Origin of the sequence: Micromonospora fulviviridis (assembly GCF_014648395.1) — a bacterium.
Lineage (GTDB): Bacteria > Actinomycetota > Actinomycetes > Mycobacteriales > Micromonosporaceae > Micromonospora > Micromonospora fulviviridis.
Genome location: NZ_BMRA01000004.1, coordinates 480,565 through 497,352 on the forward strand (window position 1 = coordinate 480,565; position 16,788 = coordinate 497,352).

The following is a 16,788-nucleotide window of genomic DNA, read 5'->3' on the forward strand; positions in this document are numbered from 1 at the left end:
GGACCGCTACCTCGGCCAACTGACCCGCGCCCTGGACCACCGCGCGTCCGCCCCCCGGGACACGTCGGCGGTGCCGGTGCCCCGTGCGGGAGAATGGTCAACCGTGCCCGCCTCTGACGCGCCGGTGACCGGCGTTCCCACCAGCTCCGGCGGCGCCGCGGCCCCCGGCCCGGCCCGCCCCTCCCGGCTCGACCCGGCCATCGCGGCCCGGCTGCGCCGCACCCCCGACGGCCTGGTGGCCGCCGTGGTCCGCGCGCACGACTCGGGCGAGGTGCTGATGGTCGCCTGGATGGACGACGAGGCGCTGCACCGCACCCTCACCACCGGCCGGGCCACCTACTGGTCGCGCAGCCGCCAGGAGTACTGGGTCAAGGGCGCCACCTCCGGCCACCACCAGTACGTCCGTTCGGTCGCCCTGGACTGCGACGGCGACGCGCTGCTGGTCAGCGTCGACCAGGTCGGCGCGGCCTGCCACACCGGGCACCGCACCTGCTTCTTCACCGAGCTGCCGGTCAGCTCCCCGGAGGCCACCTCATGACCGACGGCACGGTCAGCCCGGACCAGGGCACCTTCGCCGGCCTGGCGGCCCGCTGGCGGGTCGTGCCGGTCACCCGCCGGCTGCTCGCCGACGCGGAGACCCCGGTGGGCGTCTACCGCAAGCTCGCCGGAGGCCCCGGCACGTTCCTGCTGGAATCCGCCGAGCAGGGCGTCGGCTCGGCCGGGATGGCCTGGTCCCGCTACTCCTTCATCGGGGTGCGCAGCAGCGCCACGCTCACCGAGCGGGACGGCGCGGCGGTCTGGGCCGGCGAGCCGCCCGCCGGGGTGCCGACCGCCGGCGACCCGGTGACCGCGCTCCGGGAGACCGTCGCCGCGCTGGCCGGCCCGGCCTGGGACCCGGCCAGCGGCATGCCGCCGCTCACCGGCGGCATGGTCGGCTACCTCGGCTACGACCTGGTCCGCCGCTTCGAGCGGCTGCCCGAGCTGACCGAGGACGAGCTCGACGTGCCCGAGCTGGGCATGATGCTCGCCACCGACCTCGTGGTCCTCGACCACTACGACGGTTCGGCGATCCTGGTCGCCAACGCGGTGCTGCCCCCGCTCGACGCCCCCGACCGGGAGTCGCTGGTCGCGGCCGCGTACCACCACGCGGTGGGTCGGCTGGACGCGATGACCACCGCGCTGTCCCGACCGATTCCGCCCATGATCTCGACGGTCGCCCGGCCCGGCGTGGGCGAGGTGCTCAGCCGGACGCCGGAGGGCGGCTACCCGAAGGCCGTGGAGGCGGCCAAGGAGGCGATCCGGGCCGGCGAGTGCTTCCAGATCGTGCTCAGCCAGCGCTTCGAGCGCCCCACGCACGCCGACCCGCTCGACGTCTACCGGGTGCTGCGCACCACCAACCCCAGCCCGTACATGTACCTGCTGCGCTTCGACGGCTTCGACATCGTCGGCTCCTCGCCCGAGGCGCACCTCAAGGTGAGCACCACGGCGGACGGGCGGCGCCGCGCGCTGCTGCACCCGATCGCCGGCACCCGGCCGCGCGGCGGCTCCCCGGCGGCGGACGCCCGGCTCGCCGCCGAACTGCTCGCCGACCCGAAGGAGCGCGCCGAGCACGTCATGCTGGTCGACCTGGGCCGCAACGACCTGGGCCGGGTCTGCCGGCCGGGCACGGTGGAGGTGCCGGAGTTCGCCACCATCGAGCGGTACAGCCACGTCATGCACATCGTCTCCACGGTCGTCGGCGAGCTGCGGGCGGACCGCACCGCCTTCGACGCGCTGGCCGCGACCTTCCCGGCCGGCACCCTCTCCGGCGCGCCGAAGGTGCGGGCCATGGAGATCATCGAGGAGCTGGAGCCGGTCCGGCGCGGCCTCTACGGCGGCACCGTCGGCTACTTCGGCTTCGGCGGCGACCTGGACATGGCGATCGCCATCCGCACCGCGCTGATCCGCGAGGGCCGGGCCTACGTGCAGGCCGGGGCCGGGGTGGTGGCCGATTCCGATCCCGCCGCCGAGGACCAGGAGACCCGGAACAAGGCCGCCGCGGTGCTCGCCGCCATCGCCGCCGCCGAGACGCTGCGGCCGGCCCGATGAGCGCGTCGACCGGCGCGCCCGCCGCCCGGGGCCGGCGCGAGCTGACGTACGCCGTGCTGCTCTGCCTGGCCGGCGCGGGCCTGGCGTTCTGGGCTGTGACCCGGACCTGGTCGGTCGAGCTGACCGCCCGCGGCTCGCTGCCGCCCACCCGGCACGCCCGCACCGGCGCGGACCTGCTGCCCTGGGTGTCGGCGCTGGCCCTGGTCGGGCTGGCCGGCGGCGGCGCGGTGCTGGCCACCCGGGGGCGGGTGCGGCGGCTGCTGGGCGGCCTGCTGACCCTGCTCGGGCTGGGCGTGGCGGCCGGCGGCGCCTACGGCCTGACCGAGGCCGGCGTGAGCCGGCAGTGGCCGGCGCTGGTGCTGGCGGGTGGGCTGGTCCTGGCGGCCGGCGGACTGCTCACCGCGCTGCGCGGCGGTGGCTGGCCCGCGATGGGCGCCCGCTACGAGCGGCGGCCGGCGGAGCCCGGCGGCGCGGACCGGCCGGCGGTCGAGCGCGGCACCCGGGACGCGTGGGAGGCGCTCGACCGGGGCGAGGACCCGACCGTGCGCTGACCGCACCGGCTGGGCGCCGCGAGGGTCCGCGGTGGTCGCGGCGCTCCCTCGGTCAGCGCACCGGCTGGGCGTCGCGCGCGTCGCGGCGCTCCCGGACCGCGGCACCGGCCGCGGCGCGGGCCGCGGCCAGTTCGGCCACCAGGCGGTCCAGTTCGCGGCGCTGCGCGGCCCGGGCCCGGTCGGCGCAGACCGCCTCCCAGGCGTTGCCCCGGGCGGTGCGCGTCCGCCCGTCGCCGGCCATGGCTTCGAGGGTGTGCACGACGCCGACGGCTAGCGCCGCGACGTTCCGGGAGATGGTGGTGAATCCGAGAGTCTGGTTCGGACCGTTGGCGCTCATGGTCACCCCGCACGAGATCGTTGGCGACGGTAGGCAGCCGCCTCATCGAGTCTGCCCGAGGAAGATGCTGCCGGGCTCGCGTTTCGCCCCCGTGAAACGCAGGTCAACTCTGCGGCACCCGGCCCGACCTGGGCAGGGCCGTTCGGCCTTGAGCTTGCTCACAGCATCGACGGTCGTCACGGTCGTGCGGCAGGCGGGCCGCCATGGTGAGATGGGTCATGGGCGGCGGTCGATGTGGCGGCCGGGGGCGCGGGACGCGCCCGGGTGACGCCGGTCGATGGGCGCGGTGGCGCTGCGTGACACCCCGTTCACCCGAAGTCGGTCATCATGCCACAGCCCATTTCGTGAGGAGCGCCATACCCCCGGCACCTGGCGCCAGGTGGCGCCCCCTAGCATCGGCCCATGACACCCGGAGAGGGGAGTCCGTTGGTGACTGCTGAGCATGCGCACGCGGAGGGGGACGAGGCCGGATCGGCGGCGTCCGCAAGCGTGCTCGACGAGATCCTGGCCGGCGTGCGCGAGGACGTGGCCCGGCGACAGGAGCAGGTTCCGCTGGAGCGGATCCGCGAGCTGGCCGCCGCCGCGCCGCCGCCGCTGGACGCGTACGCGGCGCTGCGCCGGCCCGGCGTGGCCGTGATCGCCGAGGTGAAGCGCTCGTCGCCGTCCAAGGGGCGGCTGGCCGAGATCGCCGACCCGGCCGACCTGGCCAGCGACTACGCGGCCGGCGGCGCCCGGGCGATCAGCGTGCTCACCGAGGGCCGCTGGTTCGGCGGGTCGCTGGACGACCTGGCCGCGGTCCGCGCCGCCGTGAACGTGCCGGTGCTGCGCAAGGACTTCGTGGTCTCCAGCTACCAGGTGCACGAGGCCCGCGCGCACGGTGCCGACCTGGTGCTGCTGATCGTCGCCGCGCTGGAGCAGAACGTCCTGGTCGGGCTGCTGGAGCGCATCGAGTCCCTGGGCATGTGCGCGCTCGTCGAGGTGCACACCGAGGAGGAGGCCGACCGGGCCATGGAGGCCGGCGCGCAGGTGATCGGCGTCAACGCCCGTGACCTGCGTACCCTGGAGGTCGACCGCTCGGTGTTCGAGCGGATCGCGCCCGGCCTGCCGAGCAACGTCGTCAAGATCGCCGAGTCCGGCGTGCGCGGCCCGCACGACCTGATCCGGTACGCCTCGGCCGGCGCCGACGCGGTCCTGGTCGGCGAGGGCCTGGTCACCCAGAAGAGCCCCCGCGAGGCGGTCGCCGAGCTGGTCAACGCCGGCAACCACCCGGCCACGCCCCGCCCGGTGCGCTGACGCCGCGCCGGCTCCCCGACAGGCAGCGAGAGGACTCCCGCGATGAGCACTGACGCCGCGGCACCGGCCGGCCGGCTCCCCGACGCCGCCGGTCACTTCGGCCGGTTCGGCGGCCGGTTCGTTCCCGAGGCCCTCGTCGCCGCGCTCGACGAGCTGGACGCGGCGTACCGGAAGGCGATGACCGACGAGACCTTCCTCGCCGAGTTCGACGCCCTGCTGCGCGACTACGCCGGCACCCCCTCGCTGCTCTACGAGGCCCGCCGGCTCTCCGCCGAGATCGGGGCCCGGGTCCTGCTCAAGCGGGAGGACCTCAACCACACCGGCGCGCACAAGGTCCGCAACGTGCTCGGCCAGGCCCTGCTCACGAAGCGGATGGGCAAGCAGCGGGTGATCGCGGAGACCGGCGCCGGCCAGCACGGCGTGGCCACCGCCACGGCCGCCGCCCTGTTCGACCTCGAGTGCGTGGTCTACATGGGCGAGGTGGACACCGAGCGGCAGGCGCTCAACGTGGCCCGGATGCGGATGCTCGGCGCCACCGTCGTCCCGGTCACCACCGGCTCGCGGACGCTCAAGGACGCGATGAACGAGGCCATGCGGGACTGGGTCGCCAACGTCGACACCACCCACTACCTGATCGGCACCGCCGCCGGCCCGCACCCGTTCCCCGAGATGGTCCGGGACTTCGTGCGCGGCATCGGCGTGGAGGCCCGCCAGCAGTGCCTCGACCTCACCGGCGCGCTGCCGGACGCCGTCGCGGCCTGCGTGGGCGGCGGCTCCAACGCGCTGGGCATCTTCCACGCCTTCGTGCCCGACGCCGGCGTGCGGCTCTACGGCTTCGAGGCCGGCGGTGAGGGCGTGGCGACCGGCCGGCACGCGGCCAGCATCACCGGCGGCTCGGCGGGCGTGCTGCACGGCACGCGGACGTACGTGCTGCAGAACGAGGACGGCCAGACGGTCGAGTCGCACTCGATCTCGGCCGGCCTGGACTACCCGGGCGTCGGGCCGGAGCACGCCTGGCTGCACGACAGCGGCCGGGCCACCTACCAGCCCGTCGACGACGACGAGGCGATGGCCGCCTTCGAGCTGCTCTGCCGCACCGAGGGCATCATCCCGGCGATCGAGAGCTCGCACGCGCTCGCGGGCGCCCGCCGGATCGCCCCGCAGCTCGCCGCCGAGCTGGGCCGGGAACCGGTCATCGTGGTCAACCTCTCCGGCCGGGGCGACAAGGACGTGCACACGGCCGGCGGATACTTCGGCATCCTCGACAAGGAGTGAGAGCGTGAGCCGGATCGGGGTCGCCTTCGACAAGGCCCGGGCCGACGGGCGGGCGGTGCTGGTGGGCTGCATGCCGGCGGGCTTCCCGACCGTCGAGGACAGCATCGCCGCGATGACCGCCATGGTCGAGGCCGGCGTGGACGTCATCGAGGTGGAGATCCCCTACTCCGACCCGGTGATGGACGGCCCGGTCATCCAGAAGGCCAGCGACATCGCCCTGGCCGGCGGCGTACGCACCGCGGACACGCTGCGCATCATCGAGGCGGTCGCCGCCACCGGGGCGCCGGTGGTCACCATGACCTACTGGAACCCGATCGAGCAGTACGGCGTCGACGCGTTCGCCCGCGACCTGGCCGCCGCCGGGGGCACCGGCCTGATCACGCCGGACCTGATCCCCGAGGAGGCCGGCGAGTGGCTGGCCGCGTCCGAGGCGCACGGGCTGGACCGGACGTTCCTGGTCTCCCCGTCCTCCACGGACGCCCGGCTGAAGATGACCGCCGGGCACTGCCGCGGCTTCGTCTACGCCACCGCGATCATGGGCGTCACCGGCGCCCGGGCCCAGACCTCCGAGGCGGCCCCGGTCCTGGTCTCCCGGCTGCGCGAGGTGACCGACCTGCCGGTCGGCGTCGGGCTGGGCGTCGGCACCGGCGCCCAGGCCGCCACCGTCGCCGGCTACGCCGACGCGGTGATCGTGGGCAGCGCGCTGGTCCGCTGCGTGCTCGACGCCCCCGACCGGGCCGCCGGTCTCACCGCCCTGCGCGCCCTCAGCGCCGAACTCGCCGAAGGCGTCCGCAACCCCGCCCGCTGAACCGGCCGGGGCTCACCGCCGGGGGGTGCCCAGCTCGCCCCCGGCGCGCTGGCCGGGCGGCGGCGCCGCACCGGCCGGCTCGACGTCGCCGCCAACCCGCGTCGTCTCGCGCAGCACGCCCGAGCGGCCGGCGAGGGCGTCGGCCACGGCGGCGCGGGTGGTCGGGGTGAGCGCCTCGGGCAGCGCGTCCGCCGGGTGCCAGTCGAGCTGGCAGCCGCCCGCCGTGGCGTCGGCCGCCGCGTCGGCGCGTACCTGGGCCCGGAACACGTGCACCAGCACGTCCGGCAGGGCGCCGCAGCGACCGGCCGGGGGCGGGGGAGCGGCGGTGTCGCCGAGCCGGTAGAGGCCGACCAGGTCGACCAGGTCGACCTCCCAGCCGGTCTCGGCGCGGATCTCCCGGCGCGCGGCGGCGGGCGGGCTCTCGTCGCGGCGCAGCCGCCCGCCGGGCAACGCCCAGCGCCGGCCGCCGCCGGACTGCCGGCAGAGCAGCACCCGGCCGGCCGGGTCGGTGACGACCGCGGCGACCGCCCAGGTGAGCGCGCTCATGGACAAAGAGCCTACGACCGCGCAAACCAGAAGTCAGCCGACGCACGAACCCGGCCGGACCGGGGTGCCGCGAGCACGGTCCGTCCCGGTACCGTGTGCACCCGTGACCCTCGCCCCGATGACCCCACTGGCGGCCCTGCCCAGCCCCAGCACCGCCGTCTGGCAGCTCGGACCGGTTCCGATCCGGGCGTACGCGCTCTGCATCATCGTCGGCATCGTGGTGGCCTGCGTGGTCACCGAGTACCGGCTGCGCCGCCGCGGCGTCGCGCCCGGCGCCGTGCTCGACATCGCCGTCTGGGCGGTGCCCGCGGGCATCATCGGCGCCCGGATCTACCACGTGATCACCTCGCCGGAGAAGTACTTCGGGGCGGACGGCCAGCCGCTCAAGGCGTTCGCCATCTGGGAGGGCGGGCTCGGCATCTGGGGCGCGGTGGCCGGTGGCGCGGTCGGCGCCTGGTTCGCCGCCCGCCAGCTGGGCATCCCGTTCGCCGTGGTGGCCGACGCCCTGGCGCCGGGGCTGCCGCTGGCCCAGGCGGTCGGCCGGTTCGGCAACTGGTTCAACAACGAGCTCTTCGGCGGGCGCACCAGCCTGCCCTGGGGTCTGGAGGTCCACGTGATGGACCCGGACAACCCGGGGCACGCGCTGCGCGACGACGCCGGCAACCCGGTCCTCGAGCCCGGGCTCTACCACCCGACCTTCCTCTACGAGGCGCTCTGGAACATCGGCGTCGCCGCGCTGGTCCTGGTCCTCGACCGGAAGCTGCGGCTGGGCCGGGGGCGGGCCTTCGCGCTCTACGTGATGGGCTACACGGCGGGCCGGTTCTGGATCGAGCTGATGCGCACCGACGAGGCCAACCACATCCTCGGCGTGCGGCTCAACGTGTGGACCGCGGCGCTGGTCTTCCTCGGCGCGCTCGTCTACTTCGTGCGGGTGCGCGGGCCGCGCGAGTACCTGATCCCGGTCGGCGAGCCGGCCGCCCCGGTCCCGCCCGCGGGTGGCGACGTGTCGCAGGTCGACCTCTCCGCGCGGGAGGCCGGGGCGCGGCCGGTCGCGCCGGAGGGCTACCGGGTCGTGACCGAGGAGCAGTTCCGCGCGTACCGGGAGACCGGTGCGGTCCCCGCCGAGGAGCCGGCGGCGACGGACGAGGCCGAGCGGGACGAGGCCGCCGGGGCCGGGACCGAGGAGGCCGCCACCGACGCGGACGCCGCGGAGCGCGAGCCGGCGGAGGGCCCCGCCGACGAGGCGCGACCCGACCCGGACCGGACGGACGAGGACCGGGCCGGCGCCGGTGGCGCCCGCCCCGCCGACCGGGACAGCTGAGCGGGGGAGTCATGCGGAGCGCGGTGGTGGTCGGCGCCGGCCTCGGCGGGCTGGCGGTGGCCGGCGCGCTGGCCCGGTCCGGCTGGCGCGTCACCCTCCTGGAACGGGCCGACCGGGTCCGTCCGGAGACGACCGCCGTGGTGCTCTGGCCCAACGGGGTACGCGCGCTGCGTGCCCTCGGCCTCGGCGCCGGGCTGGACGCCATCGCCACCCCGCTGCCCGACGGCGGGGTACGCCGCCCCGACGGGCACTGGCTGGTGCAGCCCCGACCCACCCCGGCCGAGCGGATGCCGGTGGTGGTGCACCGGGAGGACCTGCACGACGCGCTCATCGCCGGGCTGGGCGACCAGGTGGAGCTGCGCACCGGCGTGACCGTCCGCACCGTGCGGGCGGCGTCCGGCGAGCGCCCCGCGGTCGGCGACGGCCGGCACACCGTCGAGGCGGACCTGGTGGTCGCGGCCGACGGCGCCGACAGCGAGATCCGCCGGCAGCTCGCCCCGGAGACGGCGGTGGTGAGCTCCGGCTGCGCCGCCTGGCGGGCCGTCATCCCCTGGTACCGGGCCCCGCAGCTCCCCGACGAGGTCTACGGCGAGACGCTGGGCGCGGGCTACCGCTTCGTGGCCGCCTCGCTCGGCGACCGGGGCAACGCGGGCGCCTCCCGCCGCGGCGGCATCTACTGGGTGGCCACCGCGGCCGGCGCGCCCCGCCCCGAGCCGCCGGAGACCCAGCTCGCCCTGCTCAAGCGCTGGTACGCGGGCTGGCCCGCACCAATCGCCACGCTGCTCGACGCGACCGACCCGGCCGACCTGGTACAGCAGGAGATCCGCGAGCTGCGCCCGCTGCCCCGGGCGTACGGCTTCCCGGCCGGGCCGGGCGGGGTGGTGCTGCTCGGCGACGCTGCGCACGCCATGCCGCCGCACCTCGGGCAGGGCGCCTGCCTCGCCTTCGAGGACGCGGCCACCCTGTCGGCGCTGCTGCGGGAGTCCCGCCTCCCCGACGCGGTGGCCGCCTACGACCGGTTGCGCCGGCCGCGCGCGGCGACCATGGTGCGGCAGACCCGGCGGATGTCGGCGGTGCTCCAGACCCGGGGCCGGCTGGCGCTGCGCGCCCGCGACGCCGCGTTGGGCACGATCAGCCCGCGGCTGCGTAACACGGCGGCAACCGCCGCCGCCTCCTGGCACCCGCCGGCCTGACCGGGCGTGCCGCCGCCGGGGCGACCCGACGAGCGGGCGTCAGCCGATCACGGCCGTGGGTTCGGCGATGCAGGCGGTGCCGACGCGGCGGAAGCCGACCCGTAGGTAGACGCGGGCGATCTCCTCGCTGCCGGCGGAGAGGAAGACCAGGTCGGTGCCGGCGGCGCGCAGCCGGTGGGCGAGCGTGGCGGTCACCGCCGCGCCGAGGCCGCGCCGGCGCGCGGCCGGCAGGGTGGCCACTCCGGCGATCTCCGCCACGTCGTCGACCCGCATGGCCATGCCGCTGGCCAGCGCCCCGTCGCCGGGGGTCTCGGCGAGCACCGAGATGCGCCGGCCGTCGGCGATGCGGACCGCCTCCTCCTCCAGCGCGGCCACGTCCAGCCGGGAGACCGCGGCGTCCCGCTCGGCCGGTCCGGCCTCGCCGCGCGCGGTGCCACCGCTCGAGAAGCCGACCGCGGCGACGGCCCGGCGCAGCGCCACGTCCGCCGCGAAGCCGGGGTCGGCGGGGTCGAGGACCCGCACCGGTACGTCGCTGAGCGTCGCCGGGTCGGGCAGGCGCTCCGGCTCCAGCACCATGAGCGGCGCCTCCAGCACGCTCAGCCCGGCCGAGCGGGCCACCGCCAGCAGGTCCGGGGTGACCTCGTGCACCCACTCGAACGCCTCCGGCAGGCCCAGTTCGCGCTGCCGGGCCCGGACCGCGGTCACGTCGGCCAGCGAGGGCGGCTCGGTGGCCTCCAGCCGGGGGCGGGCGTAGAACGGCCAACCGGCCCCGTCCCGGACGAACAGCACGAGGCCGCCGTGTTCCTCCGCCCGGGCACCGTCCCGGGGCACCGCGTCGTAGAAACGCTCAAGCCGGTCGAGCGCGTCAGCGCGTACGACATCCACCGCGCGAGACTACACGTCCCAGATTCTGGAAGTGTGATCAATCTGAACTGGCCTTGCGCCGGAAGCCCTAACGTAGACTCAATAAAACCCCCGAGGGCCGACGTCGTCCCCACCATGTTCCAACCTGAGTGACGACAGGAGGCCCGGTGGCCTTTCCGTACCCTCACAGCCCCCAGCCGGCCCCGCGGACGACGGGGCTCTACGACCCCGCGCACGAGCACGACGCCTGCGGTGTGGCCTTCGTGGCCGACCTGCACGGGCGCCGCTCCCACGAGGTCGTCGCGAACGGCCTCGGGGCGCTCTGCCGGCTGGACCACCGGGGCGCCCGGGGCGCGGAGCACAACACCGGTGACGGCGCGGGGATCATGATCCAGGTCCCGGACGCGTTCCTGCGCGCGGTCGTCGACTTCCCGCTGCCGCCGGTGGGCCAGTACGCCACCGGCCTGGTCTTCCTGCCCGACGACGACGCGGCCGAGGCCCGGGCCCGCCAGGTGGTGGAGAAGTACGCCCTGGTCGAGGGGGCCGACATCCTCGGCTGGCGCGAGGTGCCCACCGACCCGTCCGGCCTCGGCGAGACCGCCCTCGCGGCGATGCCCCGGGTCCGGCAGCTCTTCCTGGCCGCGCACCGGCTCACCGACGCGCCCGCCGGGCCGGCCGGCTCCCCGCTGACCGGGCTCGGCCTGGACCGGGTGGCGTTCTGCCTGCGTAAGCAGGTCGAGCGGGAGACCGCCGAGCGGGGCGTCCCGGCCTACTTCCCGTCGCTGAGCGGCCGGACGATGGTCTGGAAGGGGATGCTCACCCCGGACCAGCTCCCGGCGTTCTATCCGGAGCTGACCGACGAGCGGGTGGTGAGCGCCATCGCGCTGGTGCACTCGCGGTTCTCCACAAACACCTTCCCGTCCTGGCCGCTGGCCCACCCGTACCGCTTCATCGCCCACAACGGCGAGATCAACACGATCCGCGGCAACCGGAACTGGATGCAGGCGCGGGAGGCGCTGCTGCGCAGCCCGAACCTGCCCGGCAACATCCGGCGGGTCTTCCCGGTCTGCACCCCGGCCGCCTCCGACTCGGCCAACTTCGACGAGGTCCTCGAACTGCTGCACCTGGCTGGGCGGAGCCTGCCGCACGCGGTGCTCATGATGATCCCCGAGGCGTGGGAGAACGACCCGGAGATGCGCGCCGACAAGCGCGACTTCTACCGGTTCCACGCCAGCCTCATGGAGCCGTGGGACGGCCCCGCCTCGGTCGCCTTCACCGACGGCGAGATCGTCGGCGCGGTGCTGGACCGCAACGGGCTGCGCCCGGGCCGCTGGTGGCGCACCGCCGACGGGCTGGTGGTGCTGGGCAGCGAGGCGGGCGTGCTCGACCTGGACCCGGCCACCGTGGTCGCCAAGGGCCGGCTCCAGCCCGGCAAGATGTTCCTGGTCGACACGGTCAACGGCCGGATCATCTCCGACGACGAGATCAAGACCGAGCTGGCCGCCGCCCGGCCGTACGGGGAGTGGCTGCACGCCGGCCTCATCGAGCTGGACGAGCTGCCCCCGCGCGAGCACATCGTCTACACCCACGACTCGGTACGCCGCCGGCAGCAGACCTTCGGCTACACCGAGGAGGAACTGAAGATCCTGCTCGCCCCGATGGCCCGCAGCGGCGCCGAGCCGATCGGCTCGATGGGCACGGACACCCCGATCGCCCCGCTGTCGGCCCGGCCGCGGCTGCTCTACGACTACTTCCACCAGCTCTTCGCCCAGGTCACCAACCCGCCGCTGGACGCCATCCGCGAGGAGCTGGTGACCAGCCTGGCGTCCACCATCGGGCCGGAGGGCAACCTGCTCGACCCGGGTCCGGCGAGCTGCCGGCAGATCGTGCTGCCCTACCCGGTGATCGACAACGACGAGCTGGCCAAGATCCTCTCCATCGACGAGGACGGCGACCTGCCCGGCTTCAAGGCGGTCCGGGTCTCCGGGCTCTACCGCGTCCGCGACGGCGGCGCCGGCATCAAGGCCCGGCTCACCGAGATCTGCCGGCACGTCTCCGAGGCGATCGAGGACGGCGTGCGCATCCTGGTGCTCTCCGACCGGGACTCCAACGCCGACCTGGCCCCGATCCCGTCGCTGCTGCTCACCGCCGCGGTGCACCAGCACCTGGTGCGGGAGCAGACCCGCACCCAGGTGGCGCTCATCGTGGAGTCCGGCGACTGCCGCGAGGTGCACCACGCGGCCGTGCTGATCGGCTACGGCGCGGCGGCGGTCAACCCGTACCTGGCCTTCGAGTCGGTCGAGGACATGATCTCCACGGGCGCGCTGGTCGGCGTGGAGGCGGGCAAGGCGATCCGCAACTACGTCAAGGCGCTCGGCAAGGGCGTCCTGAAGATCATGTCGAAGATGGGCATCTCGACGGTCTCGTCGTACTGCGGCGCGCAGGTCTTCGAGGCGGTCGGCCTGGACACCCGGCTGGTCCAGCGCTACTTCCGGGGCACCCCGAGCACCATCAGCGGCATCGGCCTGGCCGAGATCCACGCCGAGGTGGCCGCCCGGCACGCCCTGGCCTGGCCGGCCCCGGGCGGGCGGGCCACCGACCGGCTGGAGGTCGGCGGCGAGTACCAGTGGCGCCGCGAGGGCGAGCTGCACCTGTTCAACCCGGAGACGGTCTTCCTGCTCCAGCACGCCACCCGCAGCCGCCAGTACGACGTCTTCCGGCAGTACACCGCCAAGGTCGACGAGCTGGCCGCGCGGGGCGGCTCGCTGCGCGGGCTGTTCAGCCTGCGTACCGGGGTGCGTCCGCCGGTGCCGCTGGACGAGGTCGAGCCGGCGACCGAGATCGTCAAGCGGTTCGCCACCGGCGCCATGTCGTACGGGTCGATCTCGGCGGAGGCGCACGAGACCCTGGCCATCGCGATGAACCGCCTCGGCGGCAAGTCGAACACCGGCGAGGGCGGCGAGGACGTCGACCGGCTGCACGACCCGCTGCGCCGTTCGGCGGTCAAGCAGATCGCCAGCGGCCGGTTCGGCGTGACCAGCGAATACCTGGTCAACGCCGACGACCTCCAGATCAAGATGGCCCAGGGCGCGAAGCCCGGCGAGGGCGGCCAGCTGCCCGGCAACAAGGTCTGGCCGTGGATCGCCCGGACCCGGCACGCCACCCCGGGCGTCGGCCTGATCTCCCCGCCGCCGCACCACGACATCTACTCGATCGAGGACCTGGCCCAGCTCGTCCACGACCTGAAGTGCGTCAACCCGGCCGCCCGGGTGCACGTCAAGCTGGTCAGCGAGGTCGGGGTGGGCACCGTGGCCGCCGGCGTGGCCAAGCTCAAGGCCGACGTCATCCTGATCTCCGGCCATGACGGCGGCACCGGGGCATCCCCGCTCAACTCGCTCAAGCACGCCGGCACCCCCTGGGAGCTGGGCCTGGCCGAGGCGCAGCAGACGCTGCTGCTCAACAAGCTCCGCGACCGGGTCACCGTGCAGGTCGACGGCCAGCTCAAGACCGGCCGGGACGTGCTGGTCGCGGCGCTGCTCGGCGCCGAGGAGTTCGGCTTCGCCACCGCCCCGCTGATCGTCGAGGGCTGCGTGATGATGCGGGTCTGCCACCTGGACACCTGCCCGGTCGGCATCGCCACCCAGAACCCGGTGCTGCGCGAGCGCTTCACCGGCCGGCCGGAGTTCGTGGAGAACTTCTTCCTCTTCCTGGCCGAGGAGGTCCGCGGCTACCTGGCCGAGCTGGGCTTCCGCAGCATCGAGGAGGCGATCGGGCACACCGAGCTGCTCGACGTCACCGGCGCGATCGACCACTGGAAGGGCCACGGGCTCGACCTCAGCCGGGTGCTGGACCTGCCCGAGCTTCCCGAGGGCGCCGCCCGGCGCGGGATCCGGGCCCAGGACCACGGCCTGGAGTTGGCGCTGGACAACCAGCTCATCGCCCTCGCCGAGCCGGCGCTGCGCGACGGCACCCCGGTCCGGGTCGAGGTGGCCGTCCGCAACGAGCACCGCAGCGTCGGCGCGATGCTCGGCGGCGAGGTGACCCGCCGCTTCGGCGGCGCCGGGCTGCCCGACGACACCGTCGAGTTCCTGCTGCACGGCACCGCCGGCCAGTCGTTCGGCGCGTTCCTGCCGCGCGGGGTCACCCTGCGCCTGCACGGCGACGCCAACGACTACGTCGGCAAGGGCCTCTCCGGCGGGCGGCTGGTCGTCCGCCCGGACGCCGCCGCGCCGTTCGCCGGCGCGGACGCCGACCCGGGCCGCCGGGCCGAGGACCAGATCATCGCCGGCAACACCATCCTGTACGGCGCCACCGGCGGCGAGGTCTTTCTGCGCGGCCGGGTCGGCGAACGGTTCGCGGTGCGCAACTCCGGCGCGGTGGCCGTCGTCGAGGGCGTCGGCGACCACGGCTGCGAGTACATGACCGGCGGCACGGTGGTGGTGCTCGGGCCGACCGGGCGCAACTTCGCGGCCGGCATGTCCGGCGGCACCGCGTTCGTGCACCGGCTGGACCGGCGGCTGGTCAACGCCGAGCTGGTCGACCTGTCGCCGCTGCGCGAGGAGGAGCGGGAGCGGCTGCACGAGCTGGTCCAGCGGCACTTCGCCGAGACCGACTCGGTGGTCGCCGAGGAGCTGCTGAAGCGCTGGCCGGAGGCGGTGGAGGAGTTCACCGCCGTGGTGCCCCGGGACTACCGCCGGGTGCTGGAGATCATGCGGGCCGCCGAAGCCGCCGGCCGTGACGTCGACGACGCGGTGATGAGCGCCCTCTCGGCGCCGTCCGCCGTACCGGCGCCCCCCGCCCCGCGGGCGGTCGCCCAGGAGGTGGCTCGTGCCTGACCCGAACGGTTTCCTGCGCTACGACCGGCGGCTGCCCGCGCGCCGGCCGGTGCCGGTGCGGATCATGGACTGGCGGGAGGTCTACCCGCCGGCCGGCGAGGAGCTGATCCGCGAGCAGGCCACCCGCTGCATGGACTGCGGCATCCCGTTCTGCCACGACGGCTGCCCGCTCGGCAACCGGATCCCGGACTGGAACGACCTGGTCCGCACCGGCGCCTGGGACTCGGCGGTGGAGTCGCTGCACGCCACCAACAACTTCCCCGAGTTCACCGGCCGGCTCTGCCCGGCGCCCTGCGAGGCGGCCTGCGTGCTCGGCCTGGGCGGCCAGCAGCCGGTCACCATCAAGCAGGTCGAGGTGGAGATCGCCGACGCCGCGGTGGCCCGGGGCGGGCTGCGCCCGCAGCCGGCGCCGGCCCCGACCGGACGGTCCGTCGCCGTGGTCGGCTCCGGCCCCGCCGGTCTCGCCGCCGCACAGCAGCTCGCCCGGGCCGGCCACGCCGTCACCGTGTACGAGCGGGACGACGCGCTCGGCGGCCTGCTCCGCTACGGCATCCCCGACTTCAAGCTGGAGAAGCGGCACATCGACCGGCGGCTGGCGCAGCTCGCCGCCGAGGGGGTGCGCTTCCGCACCGGGGTGGACGTCGGCGTCGACGTCACCGCCGAGCAGTTGCGCGCCGAGCACGACGCGGTGCTGCTCGCCTGCGGCGCGCTGCAGGGCCGGGACACCCCGGAGACGCCGGGTCGGGCGCTGCGCGGCGTACACCAGGCCATGGCGCACCTCGTGGCCGCCAACCGAGTGGTGGCGGCGGCGGGTGCGGGCAAGCCGGCGCTGGCCACGCTCCCGGACGGCACCCCGATCGACGCGGCCGGCAAGCACGTGGTGATCATCGGCGGTGGCGACACCGCCGCCGACTGCCTCGGTGTGGCCCACCGGCAGGGCGCGGCCGGCGTGCACCAGCTCGACCTCTACCCGGAGCCGCCGGCCGACCGGGACGCCGCCCGCGACCCGTGGCCCACCTGGCCGTGGGTGCTGCGCAGCTACCCGGCGCACGAGGAGGGCGGCCAGCGGGTCTTCGCCGTGGCGGTGCAGGAGTTCGTCGACGACGGCACCGGCCAGGTCCGGGCGGTCCGGATCGCCGAGGTGACCGTCGAGAAGGTCGACGGCCGCCGGATCGTCACGGCGCTGCCCGGCTCGGAGCGGGAGATCCCGGCCGACCTGGTGCTGCTCGCCATCGGCTTCGAGGGCACCGAGGAGCAGCCGCTGCTGACCCAGTTCGGGGTGAGCCGCAACGGCCGGGGCGCGGTCGACGCCCGCCCCGACTGGCAGACCGACGCCGACGGCGTGTTCGTCGCCGGGGACATGCACCGGGGCGCCTCGCTGATCGTCTGGGCGATCGCCGAGGGCCGGGCCGCCGCCGCGGCCATCCACGCCTACCTGGGCGGGGTCGGGACGCTGCCCGCGCCGGTCGACCCGGCCCGGCAGCCGCTCGCCGCCCGCTGACCCGCGCGTCACCGACACCCCGGTCCCCGGCGGACCGGGGTGTCGTGCGTCCCGTTCGTGCCCGGTGCCGCCCGGGCGTCCGACCGCGCTGGTGAAACCTCTCACCAACTGTCGTCGGGAGGTTTGACCGCCGCCAGACTTGTGCGCTGGCCGGACCCGCGAGGTCCGGCTTCGTC

At 75.4% G+C, this 16,788-nt stretch carries 13 protein-coding genes; 10 read left to right on the forward strand and 3 right to left on the reverse strand.

Going from position 1 to position 16,788, the window contains the following annotated elements; all coding sequences use genetic code 11:
• Positions 1-103: 103 nt before the first annotated feature.
• The 3 genes from hisI to IEY96_RS13665 are packed head-to-tail and all read left to right on the forward strand — an operon-like array spanning position 104 to position 2,639.
• Positions 104-538: a phosphoribosyl-AMP cyclohydrolase gene (hisI, locus tag IEY96_RS32630; RefSeq protein ID WP_229791595.1), complete on the forward strand. Its 435-nt coding sequence runs from the start codon at positions 104-106 to the stop codon at positions 536-538.
• The gene (locus IEY96_RS13660) at positions 535-2,088 is read left to right on the forward strand and encodes an anthranilate synthase component I (RefSeq protein ID WP_189195171.1); all 1,554 of its coding nucleotides are present in this window, start codon (positions 535-537) and stop codon (positions 2,086-2,088) included. Before hisI ends, IEY96_RS13660 begins: the two co-directional genes overlap by 4 nt.
• Complete coding sequence (locus IEY96_RS13665; protein ID WP_189195172.1) at positions 2,085-2,639, forward strand: Trp biosynthesis-associated membrane protein; 555 nt, start codon at positions 2,085-2,087, stop codon at positions 2,637-2,639. The genes IEY96_RS13660 and IEY96_RS13665 overlap by 4 nt, the downstream gene beginning before the upstream one ends.
• Before the next feature lie 52 nt (positions 2,640-2,691).
• Here IEY96_RS13665 and IEY96_RS13670 read toward each other — a convergent pair whose 3' ends face one another.
• Positions 2,692-2,976 carry a hypothetical protein gene (locus IEY96_RS13670; RefSeq protein ID WP_091322413.1) on the reverse strand — a complete coding sequence of 95 codons (285 nt, stop codon included), beginning with the start codon at positions 2,974-2,976 and terminating at the stop codon, positions 2,692-2,694.
• Between the two features lie 489 nt (positions 2,977-3,465).
• Between IEY96_RS13670 and trpC the strand changes: the two genes are divergently transcribed.
• Genes trpC through trpA form a run of 3 tightly spaced genes read left to right on the forward strand, consistent with a single transcriptional unit; the run spans position 3,466 to position 6,352 of the window.
• A complete protein-coding gene (trpC, locus tag IEY96_RS13675; protein ID WP_189195294.1) occupies positions 3,466-4,269 on the forward strand; it encodes an indole-3-glycerol phosphate synthase TrpC in 804 nt (267 codons plus the stop codon).
• Positions 4,270-4,311: 42 nt separating this feature from the next.
• Positions 4,312-5,544 carry a tryptophan synthase subunit beta gene (gene trpB, locus IEY96_RS13680; protein WP_189195173.1) on the forward strand — a complete coding sequence of 411 codons (1,233 nt, stop codon included), beginning with the start codon at positions 4,312-4,314 and terminating at the stop codon, positions 5,542-5,544.
• 4 nt (positions 5,545-5,548) lie between these two features.
• A complete protein-coding gene (trpA, locus tag IEY96_RS13685; protein ID WP_189195174.1) occupies positions 5,549-6,352 on the forward strand; it encodes a tryptophan synthase subunit alpha in 804 nt (267 codons plus the stop codon).
• Between the two features lie 12 nt (positions 6,353-6,364).
• Here trpA and IEY96_RS13690 read toward each other — a convergent pair whose 3' ends face one another.
• Entirely contained in the window at positions 6,365-6,898 is a 534-nt protein-coding gene (locus tag IEY96_RS13690) for an NUDIX hydrolase (protein WP_189195175.1), read from the reverse strand.
• Between the two features lie 103 nt (positions 6,899-7,001).
• Here IEY96_RS13690 and lgt point away from each other — a divergent pair, with 103 nt between their 5' ends.
• Entirely contained in the window at positions 7,002-8,219 is a 1,218-nt protein-coding gene (gene lgt, locus IEY96_RS13695) for a prolipoprotein diacylglyceryl transferase (RefSeq protein WP_189195176.1), read from the forward strand.
• Positions 8,220-8,230: 11 nt separating this feature from the next.
• Positions 8,231-9,412, forward strand: a complete 1,182-nt coding sequence (locus IEY96_RS13700; protein WP_189195177.1) for an FAD-dependent oxidoreductase — start codon at positions 8,231-8,233, stop codon at positions 9,410-9,412.
• Between the two features lie 39 nt (positions 9,413-9,451).
• Here the strand turns inward: IEY96_RS13700 and IEY96_RS13705 are convergent, their stop codons facing one another.
• Complete coding sequence (locus IEY96_RS13705) at positions 9,452-10,297, reverse strand: GNAT family N-acetyltransferase (RefSeq protein WP_189195178.1); 846 nt, start codon at positions 10,295-10,297, stop codon at positions 9,452-9,454.
• A 146-nt stretch (positions 10,298-10,443) separates the two neighbouring features.
• On the opposite strand from IEY96_RS13705, the gene gltB reads away from it, so the two are divergent.
• Both gltB and IEY96_RS13715 read left to right on the forward strand, forming a co-directional pair.
• On the forward strand, positions 10,444-15,111 hold the full coding sequence (gene gltB, locus IEY96_RS13710) for a glutamate synthase large subunit (RefSeq protein ID WP_189195179.1): 4,668 nt from the start codon (positions 10,444-10,446) through the stop codon (positions 15,109-15,111).
• Positions 15,104-16,612: a glutamate synthase subunit beta gene (locus tag IEY96_RS13715; RefSeq protein ID WP_189195180.1), complete on the forward strand. Its 1,509-nt coding sequence runs from the start codon at positions 15,104-15,106 to the stop codon at positions 16,610-16,612. Before gltB ends, IEY96_RS13715 begins: the two co-directional genes overlap by 8 nt.
• Positions 16,613-16,788: the final 176 nt, after the last annotated feature.

Coding starts and splice junctions, on each gene's coding strand:
- IEY96_RS13660 (WP_189195171.1), top strand. CDS start 535: ATGACCGACGGCACGGTCAGCCCGGACCAGGGCACCTTCGCCGGCCTG.
- IEY96_RS13665 (WP_189195172.1), top strand. CDS start 2,085: ATGAGCGCGTCGACCGGCGCGCCCGCCGCCCGGGGCCGGCGCGAGCTG.
- IEY96_RS13670 (WP_091322413.1), bottom strand. CDS start 2,976: ATGAGCGCCAACGGTCCGAACCAGACTCTCGGATTCACCACCATCTCC.
- trpB (WP_189195173.1), top strand. CDS start 4,312: ATGAGCACTGACGCCGCGGCACCGGCCGGCCGGCTCCCCGACGCCGCC.
- IEY96_RS13690 (WP_189195175.1), bottom strand. CDS start 6,898: ATGAGCGCGCTCACCTGGGCGGTCGCCGCGGTCGTCACCGACCCGGCC.
- IEY96_RS13700 (WP_189195177.1), top strand. CDS start 8,231: ATGCGGAGCGCGGTGGTGGTCGGCGCCGGCCTCGGCGGGCTGGCGGTG.